15 protein-coding genes, 1 tRNA gene and 1 pseudogene are annotated in these 16,382 nt (G+C 39.1%); 14 read left to right on the forward strand and 3 right to left on the reverse strand.

Going from position 1 to position 16,382, the window contains the following annotated elements; all coding sequences use genetic code 11:
* The 3 genes and pseudogenes from HMPREF1551_RS13970 to ppk1 all read left to right on the forward strand — a co-directional run.
* Nucleotides 1-386 (forward strand): annotated as a pseudogene (locus HMPREF1551_RS13970) (aerotolerance regulator BatC); the annotation flags it as partial.
* A 54-nt stretch (nt 387-440) separates the two neighbouring features.
* Entirely contained in the window at nt 441-2,261 is a 1,821-nt protein-coding gene (locus HMPREF1551_RS07540; protein ID WP_021628497.1) for a BatD family protein, read from the forward strand.
* Between the two features lie 11 nt (nt 2,262-2,272).
* Entirely contained in the window at nt 2,273-4,327 is a 2,055-nt protein-coding gene (gene ppk1 / locus HMPREF1551_RS07545; RefSeq protein ID WP_021628498.1) for a polyphosphate kinase 1, read from the forward strand.
* A gap of 52 nt (nt 4,328-4,379) precedes the next feature.
* Here ppk1 and HMPREF1551_RS07550 read toward each other — a convergent pair.
* The 3 genes from HMPREF1551_RS07550 to thrA all read right to left on the reverse strand — a co-directional run bounded on the left by HMPREF1551_RS07550 (nt 4,380) and on the right by thrA (nt 7,962).
* Nucleotides 4,380-4,453, reverse strand: a tRNA-Thr gene (locus HMPREF1551_RS07550).
* Nucleotides 4,454-4,552: 99 nt separating this feature from the next.
* Nucleotides 4,553-5,515 (reverse strand): homoserine kinase, encoded by a 963-nt coding sequence (locus HMPREF1551_RS07555; RefSeq protein ID WP_021628499.1) that lies wholly within the window; start codon nt 5,513-5,515, stop codon nt 4,553-4,555.
* 11 nt (nt 5,516-5,526) lie between these two features.
* Nucleotides 5,527-7,962: a bifunctional aspartate kinase/homoserine dehydrogenase I gene (gene thrA / locus HMPREF1551_RS07560; protein ID WP_021628500.1), complete on the reverse strand. Its 2,436-nt coding sequence runs from the start codon at nt 7,960-7,962 to the stop codon at nt 5,527-5,529.
* A gap of 341 nt (nt 7,963-8,303) precedes the next feature.
* Between thrA and metF the strand changes: the two genes are divergently transcribed.
* The 11 genes from metF (at nt 8,304) to HMPREF1551_RS07615 (ending at nt 16,365) form a co-directional block, all read left to right on the forward strand.
* On the forward strand, nt 8,304-9,260 hold the full coding sequence (gene metF / locus HMPREF1551_RS07565) for a methylenetetrahydrofolate reductase [NAD(P)H] (protein WP_021628502.1): 957 nt from the start codon (nt 8,304-8,306) through the stop codon (nt 9,258-9,260).
* Nucleotides 9,261-9,352: 92 nt separating this feature from the next.
* Nucleotides 9,353-10,063: a TerB family tellurite resistance protein gene (locus HMPREF1551_RS07570; RefSeq protein WP_021628503.1), complete on the forward strand. Its 711-nt coding sequence runs from the start codon at nt 9,353-9,355 to the stop codon at nt 10,061-10,063.
* On the forward strand, nt 10,032-10,448 hold the full coding sequence (locus HMPREF1551_RS07575; protein ID WP_021628504.1) for a hypothetical protein: 417 nt from the start codon (nt 10,032-10,034) through the stop codon (nt 10,446-10,448). Before HMPREF1551_RS07570 ends, HMPREF1551_RS07575 begins: the two co-directional genes overlap by 32 nt.
* Before the next feature lie 115 nt (nt 10,449-10,563).
* A complete protein-coding gene (gene pdhA, locus HMPREF1551_RS07580; RefSeq protein WP_021628505.1) occupies nt 10,564-11,562 on the forward strand; it encodes a pyruvate dehydrogenase (acetyl-transferring) E1 component subunit alpha in 999 nt (332 codons plus the stop codon).
* A 6-nt stretch (nt 11,563-11,568) separates the two neighbouring features.
* Nucleotides 11,569-13,173, forward strand: coding sequence for a 2-oxo acid dehydrogenase subunit E2 (locus HMPREF1551_RS07585; protein ID WP_021628506.1), 1,605 nt, complete (start codon nt 11,569-11,571; stop codon nt 13,171-13,173).
* A 128-nt stretch (nt 13,174-13,301) separates the two neighbouring features.
* On the forward strand, nt 13,302-14,078 hold the full coding sequence (locus tag HMPREF1551_RS07590; RefSeq protein ID WP_021628507.1) for a C40 family peptidase: 777 nt from the start codon (nt 13,302-13,304) through the stop codon (nt 14,076-14,078).
* A 1-nt stretch (nt 14,079) separates the two neighbouring features.
* On the forward strand, nt 14,080-14,553 hold the full coding sequence (rlmH, locus tag HMPREF1551_RS07595) for a 23S rRNA (pseudouridine(1915)-N(3))-methyltransferase RlmH (protein WP_021628508.1): 474 nt from the start codon (nt 14,080-14,082) through the stop codon (nt 14,551-14,553).
* Nucleotides 14,554-14,982 (forward strand): DUF4268 domain-containing protein, encoded by a 429-nt coding sequence (locus HMPREF1551_RS07600; protein ID WP_021628509.1) that lies wholly within the window; start codon nt 14,554-14,556, stop codon nt 14,980-14,982. It abuts the gene before it with no gap.
* A gap of 80 nt (nt 14,983-15,062) precedes the next feature.
* Nucleotides 15,063-15,671: a uridine kinase gene (udk, locus tag HMPREF1551_RS07605; protein ID WP_021628510.1), complete on the forward strand. Its 609-nt coding sequence runs from the start codon at nt 15,063-15,065 to the stop codon at nt 15,669-15,671.
* A gap of 2 nt (nt 15,672-15,673) precedes the next feature.
* Nucleotides 15,674-15,970 (forward strand): FtsB family cell division protein, encoded by a 297-nt coding sequence (locus HMPREF1551_RS07610; protein WP_034544511.1) that lies wholly within the window; start codon nt 15,674-15,676, stop codon nt 15,968-15,970.
* Between the two features lie 26 nt (nt 15,971-15,996).
* Entirely contained in the window at nt 15,997-16,365 is a 369-nt protein-coding gene (locus HMPREF1551_RS07615) for a PUR family DNA/RNA-binding protein (protein WP_021628512.1), read from the forward strand.
* Nucleotides 16,366-16,382: the final 17 nt, after the last annotated feature.

The raw sequence follows: 16,382 nt of genomic DNA on the forward strand, positions 1-16,382 counted from the left end.
ATAAGGATAACAAAGATAATAAGGATAACAAAGACAATAAGGATAACAAAGATAATAAGGATAACAAGGATAATAAAGATAAAGACGGAAAGGATAATAAAGATAACAAAGACAATAAGGATAACAAAGACAATAAAGACAATAAAGACAACAAGGATAACAAACAAAATGATTCAGGAAAAAATTCAGAACAACCTGAAGATAAAAATAATCCTCAAAACAATAAGGGAAATGGTAACCAAGAAAAACCATCCGGAGAACTCTCTCCTGAACAAATTAATCGTATCCTAAATGCTATCAATAGCGAAGAGAAAAAAACACAAGAAAAGATAAATGCTAATAAAATGAAAGGGAAAGCAACCCGTACTGATAGAAAAGATTGGTAATCTCTTATCATATAGCTTTTTTTGTAGTGAAATGCTTTTAGAAAAAGTAAGTCTATGCGTAGTTTTTTATTTTATATACTATTTCTTTTTACAACTGTAGCCTCTGCACAAGAGGTTTCTTTCAAGGCGCAGCCTTCTCGTACTTCCTTAGGTGAGAATGAATACCTTCGAGTAGATTTTACGATGAATAAAGAAGGAGACAACTTCTCTCCTCCTGCTTTTGAAGGTTTTGAAGTTACAGGACCAACCCAATCTATCTCTCATTCTTGGATCAATGGGAATCGAAGTTTTTCCAAGACTTATACCTATATGCTTCATCCTAAGCGCAAAGGAAAACTTACCGTAGGAGCAGCTTCTATTTTTATAGAAGGGAAGGAGTACAAAACAAGGCCTTTTACCATAGAGGTAACCGATGCAGTTTCTCATCCTCGTAATGCGCAAGCTACACCTCCTCCTTCCAATCCTTTCAGTGGGTTTCCATTTGGCTTTGATCCTTTTGGTAATGAGGAGGCACAACCTGCACAGATTATAGAACCGACTAAGGAGCAGCTTTTCATGACTGCAGAAGTATCTGATAGGCAACTGTATGTCAATCAGCCCTTGACCATTACCTACCGCATCTATATAGATGCACGCTTTGGAGTTGCAGGTCTGGAGAAGGTGGATGAACCCCGCTATGCTAACTTTTGGAGCCAACAGCTTTTGGAAAAAGTACAAATTTCTGAAGTAAACCGTAACGGACGACCTTTTCGTTGTATCACCCTCAAGCAGATACTCCTCTATCCACAACAGGTAGGAGAACAACAGATAGATCCTTTCTCATGTTCGTTGGTATTGCAATTGCCATCCAACCAAGTGGATTTCTTTGGAAACCGTTCTTATATAACCAGTACTCGTACCTTGCAGACGACCGCTACCAAGATAAAAGTTCTCCCCTTGCCGGAGGAAGGGAAACCAGCTAATTTCTCTGGAGCTGTAGGTCATTTTTCTTTGTCGATGAACTTTCCTACTCGTTCGCTTAACGCTGGTGAGACCGCCGAAGGCGAGGTGGTTATTGCAGGAAAAGGAAACTTCAAACTTTTTGATATGCCTAAGCTGACGTTCCCTCCAGCTCTTGAGGTATATGCACCTAAGGAAAAAGAACATCTGACCAATAGTGCCTCGGGTATCAATGGGGATATTACCCATACTTATACCATTGTCCCCCAGTATAAAGGTAAGTTCCCAGTTCCAGCATTGAATTTTTCTTTTTTCAATCCTGATACGCAACAATATGAGACACTCTCTTCGGAGAATATGACCATAGAGGTGCTTAGCGGAGAGGAATATAAGTCAGCTCATCAAGAGCAGGCACAAGGTGCTACTTCACAGCAAGCCCAATTCCAACCTCTGAAGGAGGCTTCTGAACTCTTGCCTATCTATAAGCCAATCTTCTTTGCTTCTACAGGCTTTTATCTTTGCTGGCTCTTGCCTCTATGTCTCATTCCTTTGGTGCTTATCCTATGGTATAGCTACCAAAAACGAAATGATAATACGATAGAGAATAGAAGTCGTAAAACAAGTCGCTTGGCTAAGAAATATCTATCAGCAGCCAAGAAGAATCTTACCAACAAAGAAGCTTTCTACGAAGCTTTGGAACGTGGGTTGCACACCTATCTTAAGGCAAAGTTGCATATTGAAACCAGCGAACTAAGTAAGGAGAAAGTACAAGAACTCTTGAGCGAAAAACAAGTAGCTCCTGATACCTTACAGGACTTTGTACAACTGCTTACCAATTGTGAAATGGCACGCTACGCACCTTATACCCAGACAGATATAGACAATGATTACCAGCAGGCAGCTGCCATCATTGCTTTGCTTGACAAACAATTATAATACTATGAAAAATGAAATTACAGCCCAAAATCCCAATTCTAAATCGAGACCTAAGCTGGCTCTCATTCAATGAACGCGTATTGCAGGAGGCCAGTGACCCGAGAAATCCCCTGATAGAGCGGATGCGATTTGTCGGTATTTTTTCTAATAATTTGGATGAATTCTTTCGAGTGCGTTACGCCATTGCAAGGCGTGATTTTAGACTTCTCAAGGATGAACAACAAATAGCAAGAGCCCACTTATTATTGGAGCAAATCAATAGTCAAGTGGTACTTCTCCAGCAGAAAAGTCTCTCTATCTTAGAACGTATTAAGGAGGAACTCAAAGAGGAAGATATCTATATTATTAATGAAAAGGAGATACTTGCTGAGCATGTGGACTATGTGAAGGAATATTTCATCAATACCATAAGTCCTGCACTCTTTACCATCATTCTTAGTGAAGTAGAGGCTATTCCTCCTCTGAAGGATGATGTAGCCTATTTGGCCGTTCGTATGCTATTGGATACAGATTCTACAGAGAAAGAGAAGATCCAGTATGCACTCATAGAACTTCCCAAGACCTTAGAACGCTTTATTGTGTTGCCTAAGATAGGGAATAATAACTATATTATCCTATTGGATGATGTAATACGTTTTTGTCTTTGTTCTCATTTCTATATCTTCCCTTGTCGAGAGATTTCAGCCTATATGATTAAGATTACTCGAAATGCGGAATTGGACTTGGATACGGATTTGAATAAAAGTTTTATAGAGAAGATTTCCAATAGCGTAGAAGGGCGTAAGCGTGCGGAGCCTGTGCGATTTATCTATGACAAACTCATAGATGAAAAGATGCTTCGCTTTCTTAAGGAAAAAATGGGGATACAATCCACCGATAGTGTCATTGCGGGAGGACGTTATCATAACAGGCGAGACTATATGAATTTTCCTCATTGCGGATGCAAAGAACTGATGTATAAACCCTTCTCTGCTTATCCAATTAAGGATTTTAAGGTAGAAAAGAGCTTATTTTCACAGATAGCCGAGCGAGATTTTCTGCAATATACTCCTTATCATAGTTTTTCTTATCTTATTCGCTTCCTTCGGGAAGCTGCTCTTGATCCCAAGGTCAAGAGTATCAAAATTACCATCTATCGATTGGCAAAACAATCACAAGTGATTAATTCGCTGATTAATGCGGTAAAAAATGGCAAGAAGGTAACCGTTCAAATAGAACTTCAAGCCCGTTTTGATGAAACGGCCAATATTCATTATGCCGAATTGCTTCAAAGAGAAGGGGTTAATACCATCTTTGGTATTCGAGGGCTTAAAGTACATAGCAAAATAGGGGTTGTAGAACGAGAAGAAGCTGGTAAAATAAGGCGTTATGGCTTTATTAGTACGGGAAACTTCAATGAGTCCTCAGCAAAGATATATACCGATTATACCCTATTTACAGCACATCAGGAGATTTTGGAAGAGATTCATCAGGTATTTAAGTTTTTTGATACACCCTTTCAGGTATTCCAATACAAACATCTGTTAGTCTCTCCTTATAATACAAAATCCACTTTCTTATCGCTTATAGATAGGGAAATAGCCTTGGCCAAAGAAGGGAAAGAGGCTTTTCTGAAACTCAAAATGAATGGACTTACCAATGAAGAGATGATAGAAAAGCTATATGAGGCCAGCCAAGCAGGGGTTAAAATACAAATGATTGTTCGTGGAGTATGCTGTTTGTTACCCCAAGTAGAGGGACTTAGTGATCATATAGAAGTTATTAGTATATTGGATCGATTTTTAGAGCATTCGCGATTGTATATCTTTGGCAATGAGGGGCATCCACTTTATTATATATCGTCAGCTGACTGGATGTCTCGCAACCTGAACAATAGGGTAGAGGTATCTTGTCCCATCTATCAAAAGGATATCCAACAACAGTTGTGGGATACCTTCCACTTAGCTTGGAATGACCCAGTAAAAGCCCGTATCATAGACAAAGACCAACAGAACGCTTATCGCACTCTACAACAAGGACAGTCTTCACAAGAAGCGATTCATAATTACTATAACAATAGTGACTAACAAATGGACTAAAAACAAAAAGCTGTCAAGAATTGACAGCTTTTTGTCTTAGAGCCGGTAGAGGGATTCGAACCCACGACCCCGAGATTACAAATCACGTGCTCTGGCCAACTGAGCTATACCGGCGATTTTGCGGGTGCAAAGATACAATTTTTTTCTGAACCAGCAAAGGAGAAATTCTATTTTTTAGGTTTTAGGTAATGTTTTGTATTAACTATTGATCATTTAATCATTAAATTGTGCAATCCTACAACCTTTTCCATTGGCCAAGTCTTCTATAAAGGAAAGGGTCTCTATGCCTTGTCCGGCGTATATCTTATGTAATTCGGCAAGGATACGCTCGGCTACAGCATAAGATTCAGCGAGGGCAAAAACGGAAGGTCCCGAGCCAGAAATACCAAAGGTAATTCCTCCTGCCTCAAGGGTGGCTTCCTTCATTTCATCAAAATAAGGGATGAGAATTTTGCGAGACGGCTCTACCAAGAAGTCTTTAGTAGCTTTTCTTAATAGTTTGTAATCCTCTTGGTATAAACCACTTACAAAAGCTCCCATGGCAGAAACCTGCTTGGCAACGATGTCCAAGGAAACATGTCGGGAGACGATGCTACGCGCCGAAGCGGTATTGACTTCTATATTAGGAAAGAAGGACACCGCATGTAGGCCCTTAGGCAGCGGCAAACGTATGGGTTTGTTCTGATATAAGAGGACTATACCTCCTAAGATAGCAGGGGATACATTGTCGTAGTGAGCAGAACCACAAGCAGCGCGTTCGCCTTCGGCAGCGAAGGGTAATAGCTCCTCCAGAGTAAAAGGATTGCCCATCAGGGTATTGTAAGCGAAGGCTGCTGCCGCACTGCTGGCACTACTGGAGCCTAAGCCACTGCCTGAAGCAAAGCCCTTGCGGATGCGGACGTCTACATATACAGGATTTTCCAACTGTGCTTGCATAGCTGCGATCACTACCGTACAGGAATTTTTCTCTACGGCATAAGGCAGAGGAGTAGCACTTTCAATAAAGGTAATTTTGTTCTCTTGGCTACCATTGGGCGTTACCTCTACCCTGTCTCCTACCGAAGAGAGGGAGATCCCTAAGACATCAAAGCCTACATTTACATTGGCAATAGTAGCAGGGGCGAAACCACACACGGTCTCTTGTATTGGATGGGCTTTTCTAAGCGATTGGTTCATACTATTCTAAGTTATTTCTGTTTGTTAGCAACATACATCACATCGGAGAGGACACCACTGGCAGTTACCTTAGCTCCTGCACCAGCTCCTTTGATCACAAGGGGTTCTGTAGGGTACATATCGGTATAGAAGGCAACGATATTATCCTTTCCATCCAATTGATAGAAAGGAGACGAAGCAGGGATTTGCTGAAGGGAAACCTTGATATCTCCTTCCAAGAGTTGTGCCACTACATTGAGTTTGGCTCCCTTGCTTTGTGCCTTGTGATAGAGGTCTTGAAAGAAGGCTTCATTCTTTTCTAACACCTCATAAAAGGCCTCTACTGAAGGGGTTTCCAAGGATTTTTCAGGGAGGAAGCTCTCAAAAACTACCTCACTCATTTCCTTGCGGTATCCTGCCTCACGAGAGAGGATTAAGATCTTTCGGATCACATCCAGACCACTAAGGTCTATACGAGGATCAGGCTCGGTGTAGCCTTCTTTTTGTGCCTGTTTTACAATCTCTACAAAAGGAGTGGTTGCATTGTAATGATTAAAGATGAAGTTCAGACTACCGGAAACTACCGCATCAATGCGATGGATGGTATCTCCACTGAGCAATAGGTTTTGTATTGTTTTGATAATGGGTAGCGCAGCACCTACGGAAGTTTCGTATTGGAAATCACAGTTTTGGTTTTTGACCAATTCCATAAGGGCAGTGTATTGTTGCAGAGGGGCACTACCGGCGATCTTATTGCAGGTAACCACAGAGATAGCTTTGCGAATTAGTTGTGGATAGAGGGCTGCCACCTCAGCAGAAGCTGTATTGTCCACCACAATACTATTACGCCTATTAGTAGCAATAATCAGCTCAGCTAGGGCCGTTGGCGAAGTGTAAGGCGTTGCCTTATCTAAGGAGAGAGGGGCTAAGGCCTCTTGAGGTAGTCCTTCGTCAGAAAAAACATACTGACGAGAGTTGGCCACCATCACTACTCTAAGATCTATCTTATGGTGCTTGCGGAAATACTCCTGTTGCTTATAGACAATATCAATAAACTGACCTCCTACATTACCAGCACCGATAATAAAGAGGTGCACACGCTTGATGACCTCTTGGAAGAGTCGTTCGTGTACGACATTGACCGCCTTGTGCTCATCATGGGCATCGATTACCACCGAGATATTACGTTCAGATGCCCCTTGGGCAATGGCCTGAATATTAACACCATTAGCACCCAAGGCACTGAATACCTTACCACTAAGCCCTGTTTGGTGGTTCATGTTATCCCCGATAAGGGCTAAGATCACATGGTTATCAGTACGTTCAATAGGATTGATGAGAGCTCCAATTTCTTGAGCAAATTCATGTTCCAAGGCCTCTTTGGCACTTTGGGCATCACTGGTTTTGATACCAAAGCAGATACTCTGTTCCGAGCAGCTTTGAGTGATGAGAATCACATTCACATCAGCCTGTTCCAAGGCCTGAAATACACGGCGGGCACTTCCCTTGGTGCCAGCCAAACCAATCCCAGAAATGGTAATCATACTAATATCACTCAGGGTAGAGACCCCAAGTACCTTATCCGTATGTTCTTGGGCTGCTATATGGATACGCGTTCCCTTTTCTTCAGGGGCTAAAGTATTGAGCAACAATACAGGAATCTTCTTTTCCATAGCGGGGCGGATAGCAGGAGGGTAGATTACCTTAGCTCCAAAATACGCCATTTCAAAGGCTTCCTCATAACTCATTTGGGAAATGACCTTAGTATTCTTGACCAATTTAGGATTAGCATTCTGCATACCATTGACATCACTCCAAAGCTCTATTTGCTTGGCATTCAAGCAATAACCATAGATAGAGGCGGTATAGTCAGACCCTCCTCTGCCCAAGACTACCAACTCTCCTAAGGGGGAGGCCGCAATATAACCAGGGGCAATATAGGAGGTGGTAGTGTCAAGTTGCTGGATACGCTGTTGTGTCTCAGTGAAATTCACTACAGCATTGAGCGGATCTCCCTCGGCTACGATATAGTTTTCTGAAGGTAAATAGCTCACTGTCACTCCTTCCTGATTGAGGTATTCCCCTATGATAAAGGCCGAGAGCAACTCGCCTTGTGCCATGATGCGAGCCTTGGTGCGATCGGAGAGTTCTCCTAAGGTACAAATACTATTGCACAGATTTTCAAGAGTGAGTACCGTTTTTCCAATATGTACTAATGCGTTGGTTTGTTTGTTGATTTGCAGAAGTGATTTGGCCATTGAGATATGCCTTTCCTTAAGCGCTTCAAGGATAGGTTGGTGCGTGTTGTTAAGCGCATTTTCTCCTAAGGATTGCAAGGTATTGGTCACCCCAGAGAAGGCGGATACCACCATCGTAAAGGGTTCTGTTTGTTTTTTTACAATCTGTACCACACGATGCAAATTCTCTACAGACCCCACCGAGGAGCCTCCAAACTTAATTAGTAACATATATTATTGTGTAAATTTTTATTGATTTGTTGCTTTTTCTTTACTTTATTTGTTAGATTTGCTATGAATATGCCCCCAAGTAGCTATTTCATAGCAAAAGCCATTGTATACATACCTAATTTTATAAAAATACGCAATGGTGTGCAAAGATACAATTTTTAATAACAAATGACAAGTGATAAATGATAATTTTTTATTTTCATAAAAGATTGATTTGAAGTGAATTATAGGTGTTTTTATATTCATAGAAAATCTAGGAAACATGAATGATAGTTAATTTACCATTAACCATTAAGCATTTACCATTATTTTTTTGTATTTTTGCCGCTTAAAGTAGAAAAATGAAAGTAACAGAGCATATAGCAAAAGCTAAAGGGGAGACTTTATTTTCCTTTGAGATAGTCCCTCCTAAGAAAGGAAATAACATAGAGGAACTATACAAAAATATAGAACCTCTATTGGAGTTCAAGCCACCTTTTATTGATGTGACCACCTCACGTGAGGAGTATATTTACAAAGAACACCCTAATGGATTATTGGAAAAGAAACTCATTCGTATGCGTCCTGGTACGGTAGGAATCTGCTCGGCTATACAACACAAGTATAATGTAGATACGGTACCTCATGTTCTCTGTGGAGGTTTTACTAAGGAAGAAACAGAGGACTTATTGGTGGATTGTTTCTATTTAGGGATAGATAACATCATGGCACTAAGGGGAGATGCGATGAAGGAAGAAAAATATTTCCGACCTACCAAGAATGGGAATATATATGCTTTGGATCTTGTCAAGCAAGTAGATAACCTAAGAAAAGGAATTTTCTTACATGACACCTTGGAGACGAATGTCGGGATGGATTTCTGTATAGGGGTGGCAGGTTATCCAGAAAAACACTTAGAAGCTCCTTCTAAGACTTTTGATTTGGAGAAGCTAAAAGAAAAAGTAGACAATGGAGCCGATTATGTGGTAACCCAAATGTTTTTTGATAACCAAAAGTACTTTGATTTTGTAAAAAAAGCACGGGAGATGGGTATAAATGTGCCTATTATCCCAGGAATAAAGCCTATCAGTGTCAAAAAACATCTAAATCTTCTTCCACAAGCCTTCTTTTTGGATTTTCCAGAGGAGTTGGTCAAAGAAATAGAGAAATGTAAGAATAATGAAGCTGTAAGAAAAGTAGGAATAGAGTGGGCTATAGCACAAAGCATAGAACTTAAAAAAGCGGGCGTTCCATCTCTTCACTATTATTCTATGGGAAAATCAGAGAATATTATTCAAATCATCTCTCAAGTTTTCTAAGATAGAAAAGATTGAATTAAAATTAAAAAAAAATTAGTTTTCTATTTGTTTATAAAAAATATAATTATTACCTTTGCACTCAAAAAAGGAATATGTCAAGATTTATAATAGCAATAGGTATCGCAGCAGTATGCTTAGTACTACTTATTTATTTTGCTCTAAAGAAGAAGGGGAACCAATCGTCCAATTCTAAGCAGGGAGCTTCAGAGGGGGGAGGTTATAATCCTTCTGATTTTGAGCTTAATCTACTCTCTCTTTGTGCATTGGTGATCAAGGCAGATGGTTCTAATCCTACTCAAAAAGAGTTGGATTACGTGCGTTATAAGTTCATCTCTCTCTATGGGAAGGAGAAAGCAAATGATATATTTCGTACTTACAATCAGGTAAAGCAGAATGAGGTGCCACTGACTCGTATTTGTATGGATTTGAGAGTGCATACCAACTATGAGGCACGCTTATCAATTATACACTTCTTGTTCGATGTAGCGAGCTTGGATGGGCGAGTTAAGGAAGCAGAAATGGCTTTGATAGAGCGAATTAATAAAAACCTACTCATAAATCAGTCTGATTTTGAGAGTGTCAAAGCCATGTTCCGTCAGGAAAAAGATGATGATTATACAATTCTTGGTCTTACCAAGGATGCTTCAGAGGCTGATATTAAGAAGGCATATCGTGATATGGTGAAAAAATATCATCCAGACCGTATTGATACGAATGATGCGGCTGTGCGTAGAGGAGCTGAGCAGAAGTTTAAACGTATACAGGAGGCTTATGAAAGCATTCAAAAACAAAGAGGGTTCTAAGCCCTCTTTATTTTATCCTAAACAAATTCTTAGAATACTCCTATGTATGGGAGTTGCTCTTTTGTTACATAGCTATGTAGTAGAGGTGTGTTATGATAGGTTGTTGTTCTTTCCTTTGAGATGGTTCTATAGCTTTCATGCCCTATGTGCAGTGATAGTCTCAGGCTTATTACTTGTCCCTATAGGAGGAGGCAATTATATAGGATATCGCTTCATAGGACTGACTTCCTTACAGATGCTCGCCTGCTTGGCTTTTTTGCTTCCTCAAGTTCTTTCTCAGCCAAAGGTAGATGAATGGGATATATTATCTTTCATGATGGCTTTCTTCGTAGCTCTTTCTTTGGAAGTGTATTTTGCGATTTTACTTCTTAGACGAGAAAAGTAAAAAAAAAATTGCTATAATTAAAAAAGTTTTTATACCTTTGCAAAGTAAATTTAAATTCGTAAATTTGCGCTTTAGAAAGTTATGATTTTAAGGAATACTAATTCATTTCGTGATAATGAAAAAAATAGATAAAAAGACGTACTTACAATGGTATGAGGAAATGCTCTTTTGGAGAAAGTTCGAGGACAAATTGGCTTCTGCTTATATCCAACAAAAAGTAAGAGGTTTCCTACATTTGTACAATGGACAAGAGGCAATCGTAGCGGGCTGTATGCATGTGATTGACCCTAAGAAAGACAAAATGATTACTGCCTATCGTAACCACGTGCATCCTATTGCTTTAGGGGTAGATCCACGTAGGATTATGGCAGAGCTTTTTGGAAAAGGAACAGGAACTTCACAAGGTTTGGGAGGTTCTATGCACATTTTCTCAAAAGAACATAACTTCTTCGGAGGTCATGGGATTGTAGGAGGACAAATCGCCCTAGGTGCTGGCTTGGCTTTTGCTGAGAAGTATAATGAGACAGGGGGAGTTGTCCTTACTTTTATGGGAGATGGTGCTACACGTCAGGGTACCCTTCATGAGACCTTTAACATGGCTATGAACTGGAAACTGCCTGTAATTTTTATCTGTGAGAATAATCACTATGCTATGGGTACTTCCGTAGAAAGAACGGCAAACCATACTGATATCTGGAAGTTAGGTTTGGGGTATGAGATGCCTTGTGAGCCTGTCGATGGTATGGATCCAGTGAAAGTAGCTGAAAAAGTATATGAAGCGGTAGAGCGTGCACGTCGTGGAGAAGGGCCTACCTTCTTGGATATCCAAACCTATAGATATCGTGGTCACTCTATGTCCGATGCCCAACACTATCGTACCAAAGAGGAAGTAGAAGAATACAAAAAAATAGATCCTATCACTCAAGTACTCAATGTCATCAAAGAAAAGAAATACGCCACTGATGCAGAAATAGAAGCTATTGATGAGCGTGTGAAGAACTTGGTGGCAGAGTGCGAAAAATTCGCCAACGAGTCTCCATTCCCTGAAAAGAATGTGATGTATGATGTAGTATACGAACAAGAAAATTATCCTTTTTTACCTCATAAATTATAAAAGAAAATGGCAGAAATAGTAAATATGCCGCGATTAAGCGACACCATGGAAGAAGGAGTCGTAGCAAAATGGCTCAAAAAAGTAGGTGATACTGTAAAAGAAGGTGATATTCTCGCTGAAATAGAAACCGATAAGGCTACTATGGAGTTTGAATCTTTCTATGCAGGTACCTTATTATATATTGGACTAAAAGAAGGAGAAACCGCTCCTGTGGATACCCTTTTGGCTATTATTGGTGAGAAAGGCGAAGATATATCAGCTCTTATAGGTGGTGGAGCCGCTGCTGCTTTTGCCGCTGCACCAGCCCCTGCTGCCTCAGAGGCACCAGCCGCTGCTCCTGCAAGTGCTCCAGCAGCTATGCCTGAAGGAGTACAGATCGTCACCATGCCTCGCCTAAGCGATACTATGACAGAAGGTACTGTAGCCTCTTGGCTTAAGAAAGTAGGAGATACCGTAAAAGAAGGAGATATTTTGGCTGAGATAGAAACAGACAAAGCCACTATGGAGTTTGAATCTTTCTATACAGGTACGCTATTATATATAGGTATCAAAGAAGGAGAATCAGCTCCTATTGATTCCTTATTGGCTATTATAGGTCCTGCTGGTACTGATGTAAATGCAGTATTAGCGGCAGCTCAAGGAGGTAGTGCAGTACCTGCGGCTGCTCCTGCTAAGGCAGAAGCACCTAAAGCGGCTGCTCCTGCAGCCCCAGCTGCAACAGCTACTGACGGACGTGTATTTGCCTCTCCTTTAGCTAAGAAAATCGCCCAAGATAAGGGAATTAACCTCTCTGAAGTAAAAGGAAGTGGTGAAAATGGACGTATTGTACGCAAAGACGTAGAAGGATTTACGCCATCAGCCAAACCGGCTGCGGCAACTGTCTCTGCTGAAAAAGCAGCTGCTCCAGCAGCTTATGTTCCTGTAGGAGTGGAAGTTACCGAAGAGGTGAAGAACTCTCAAATGCGTAAGACCATTGCAAAACGTCTTTCTGAATCTAAGTTTACTGCACCTCATTACTACCTTACCATTGAGGTAGATATGGAAAATGCAATGGCTTCACGTAGCCAAATCAATAACTTACCTGATACAAAGGTATCTTTCAATGATATGGTAGTGAAGGCTTGTGCTATGGCGCTTAGAAAACACCCACAAGTAAACACTTCTTGGAAGGGAGATGTAACTGTATATAACAAACATATCCATATTGGAGTTGCTGTAGCAATAGAAGATGGATTGGTAGTACCAGTACTTAAATTTGCAGATAGCTTAGGTCTTTCTCAAATAGGGGTATTGGTAAAAGACTTGGCAGGAAAAGCTCGTAATAAGAAACTAACTCCAGCTGAAATGGAAGGTAGCACCTTTACCGTTTCCAACTTGGGTATGTTCGGCGTAGAGCAATTTACTTCTATTGTTAATCAGCCTAACTCTGCTATTCTCTCTGTAGGAGCTATCATTGAAAAGCCAGTCGTGAAGAACGGACAGATCGTAGTGGGGCATACAATGAAGCTTTGCTTGGCTTGTGATCACCGTACTATAGATGGTGCCACAGGAGCACAGTTCCTACAAACCTTAAAGGCTTATATAGAAAATCCAGTTACTATGTTAGCATAATAGTACTTGATAGCATAAGTTTATTGAAAAGAGGCATAATCCCACATGCCTCTTTTCTTTTACATGCAAAATAAATTTGCTTAATCAGAAAAAATATCGTAATATTGTACTCTTATAAGAAATAAATTATGTATGCTATATGTCATTTGAGTATAGTACCTCTGCGGGATGAAGCCTCCCACAAAAGTGAACAGATTTCTCAATTATTATATGGTGAACTATGCTTCATAATAAAAGAAGAAGATGATTGGTGTTATGTGCGTACTGATTATGATAAGTACGAAGGCTGGGTCGAAGCCAGGCAATTGTGCCCCATAAGTGAAACAACTTATGAGGAAGCTAAAAAAGTAATTCCAAGATACGCATCGGATATGGTGGATTATGTACAAGTTAGTGAGAAAGACTATGATCTTTTGCCCATTTGTATAGGAGCCACAGTGAGTAATGCCCCCTTCATAGGGCATCTGTTCTCTGGAGAGGTACAAAGGAAAATATTGCGAAAGAATATAGTAGAAATAGCATTGAAATACCTCAATACACCTTATATATGGGGAGGAAAATCTCCTTTTGGGATTGATGAAGCAGGCTTTGTACAAATGGTCTATAAAATTATGGGTATTCCGATTCCTCGTGATATTTTCTCACAGTATGAAGCTATTGAGAAAAGTATTCCTACCTTAGATGATGCCGAGGTAGGTGATCTGATTTTTTTCAATAATAATATGGGACAGATTATTCATGTAGGTATCCTGATTCAAACAGGGTATATTATTCATGCTTATGGAAAGGTTCGTGTTGATCGTATTATTCCAAAGGGAATTTATGATGTAGATGCACAAGAAATCACCCATACAATCTATGCAATAAAGCGTATATTGGATGATGATGAGAAAAAAATAACTTAACATGACTATAAAGTTACTTGTAGTAGGTAAAACCGATGTATCGTTGTTAGAAAAAATAATTGAAGACTATAGAAAAAGACTACAATTCTATATAAAATTTGAGATCGAAATCATTCCTGATCTTAAAAATACAAAGAATATCTCTCAAGAGGAGCAAAAAAATAAGGAAGGAGTATTACTTTTAAAACAAATAGCCCATAACGATCTACTAATTCTTTTGGATGAAAAAGGAAAGGAATATACTTCAATGGAGTTTGCTTCTTACTTACAAAAAATAATGAACACAGGGACTAAGCAGTGTATATTTGTCATAGGAGGGCCTTATGGATTTTCAGAAAAAGTATATCAAAGAGCCAATAGTACATGTTCGCTCTCCAAGATGACTTTTTCGCATCAGATAGTACGATTATTCTTTGTGGAGCAGCTCTATAGAGCTTTTACCATACTCAATAATGAACCTTATCACCATCAATAAATGTATAGTAAAGAGGAAGCAGCTAAGCTCAGACAAGAATTTTGGGTGTCTTTTGGAAAATCTTTTCCTCATAAGTGGAGCTTATATCGTACAGGAGTTAAGGCTATCCAATTCAGATTTTATTTTGATAATAAAAAAGCCATGATCTGTATAGATATAGAAGGAGATAGCGAAGAAAGAGAGAAGTATTTTAATAAATTCGTGTCTTTGAAGCGTATATTGACGGATTTTCTTCCTGAAAACAATTTCGAACAACATTATTTCTTAGAAAATGGGAAAGAAATAGCACGTATATGGGTAGAAAAACAGCAAGTATGTATTTATAATAAAGATACGTGGCAACAAGTTATGGAGTTTTTAAGTACTAATATGCACCAAGTAGAGGCATTTTGGCAAGAATATGAGGACTTTTTCAAGGAGGATTTTTAACCTTAATTAGAACTATATTTTAAGAAAAACAATTTTTTCAAGTCGAGAAAAATAATTACATTTGCACAAATTTACATGGGATGTTACTTATAGGAATAACAGGAGGTACGGGTTGTGGTAAGACAACAGTAGTTAATCAAATCATTGAGGAAATACCACAGGGAGAAGTAAATGTAATTTCACAAGATGCTTATTATAAGGACTTGTCGCATCTGAGTTTTGAGGAGAGAACCAAGGTGAATTTTGATCACCCTAAATCTTTGGATTTTGATTTGCTCAAGGAGCATCTCTTCCAGCTTAAGCAAGGGAAAACAATTATGCAACCTACTTATTCCTTTGTTGAGCATAATAGAATGCCAGAGGTGGTGCCTATTGAGCCTTGTAAAGTCATTATTGTAGAGGGAATTTTGATTTTTTCCCATCAAGACCTAAGAGACCTTTTTGATATTAAAATATTCGTACATGCCGACTCTGATGAACGTTTGATAAGGCGCATCAGAAGAGATACCACAGAGAGGGGAAGAGATATACAAGAGGTACTCAATCGCTATCAGAATATGCTCAAGCCCATGCATCAGCAATTTATAGAGCCTACCAAGGAGTTTGCCGATCTTATTATTCCCAATAATCGACATAATAAGGTAGCTATTGATATTGTTAAAACCATTGTCCATAATAGAATCCAATAATGATGATAGATTTTCAGGCTTATAAAAAGAAATATGCTTATTTGCTTTACATACTCATCTTTGGAATATGGATGCTATTCTTTGATTCGAACTCTCTGCTCTCTCATATAAAACTTAATAGAGAAATAGAATCACTAAGGCGACAAAAAGAATTTCTTCAGAAGGAAATAGTTAAAGATAGGAAGGCGATCAAGGAGATTAGTACAGATGAAGGGAGAGAAAAATTTGGTCGAGAGAACTATTACTTTAAAAAAGAAAATGAAGATATCTTCATTATAGAATATGATACAATAAAATAATTGTTATACTTAAAAATATAGAACATATGTATGAAAATGAAGGAGAAAACAATGAAATTTTCTCAAAAGCTCTAAGAGCAGGCCGTAGAACTTATTTCTTTGATATTCGCGGCACCAAGGCTGGTGATTATTATTTGACGATAACAGAGAGCAAAAAGTTCACTCATGATGATGGGTCTTCTCATTATCAAAAACATAAAATTTATCTTTATAAAGAAGACTTTAATGCATTTAGAGAAATCTTGGATGAGATGACCTCTTATGTATTCGAAGAAAAAGGTGAAGAAGTAATCTCTGAGAAACATCAAAAAGATTTCAAAAAGACGTTTTCTCCTGCTAATAAAGATAAAGAAGGGGCATCATTCACTATTGATGACTTTGATGATATTAAATAGTGTTTTTTGCAAAGAGA

It is taken from the genome of Capnocytophaga sp. oral taxon 863 str. F0517 (genome assembly GCF_000466425.1).
In the GTDB taxonomy this organism is placed as follows: domain Bacteria; phylum Bacteroidota; class Bacteroidia; order Flavobacteriales; family Flavobacteriaceae; genus Capnocytophaga.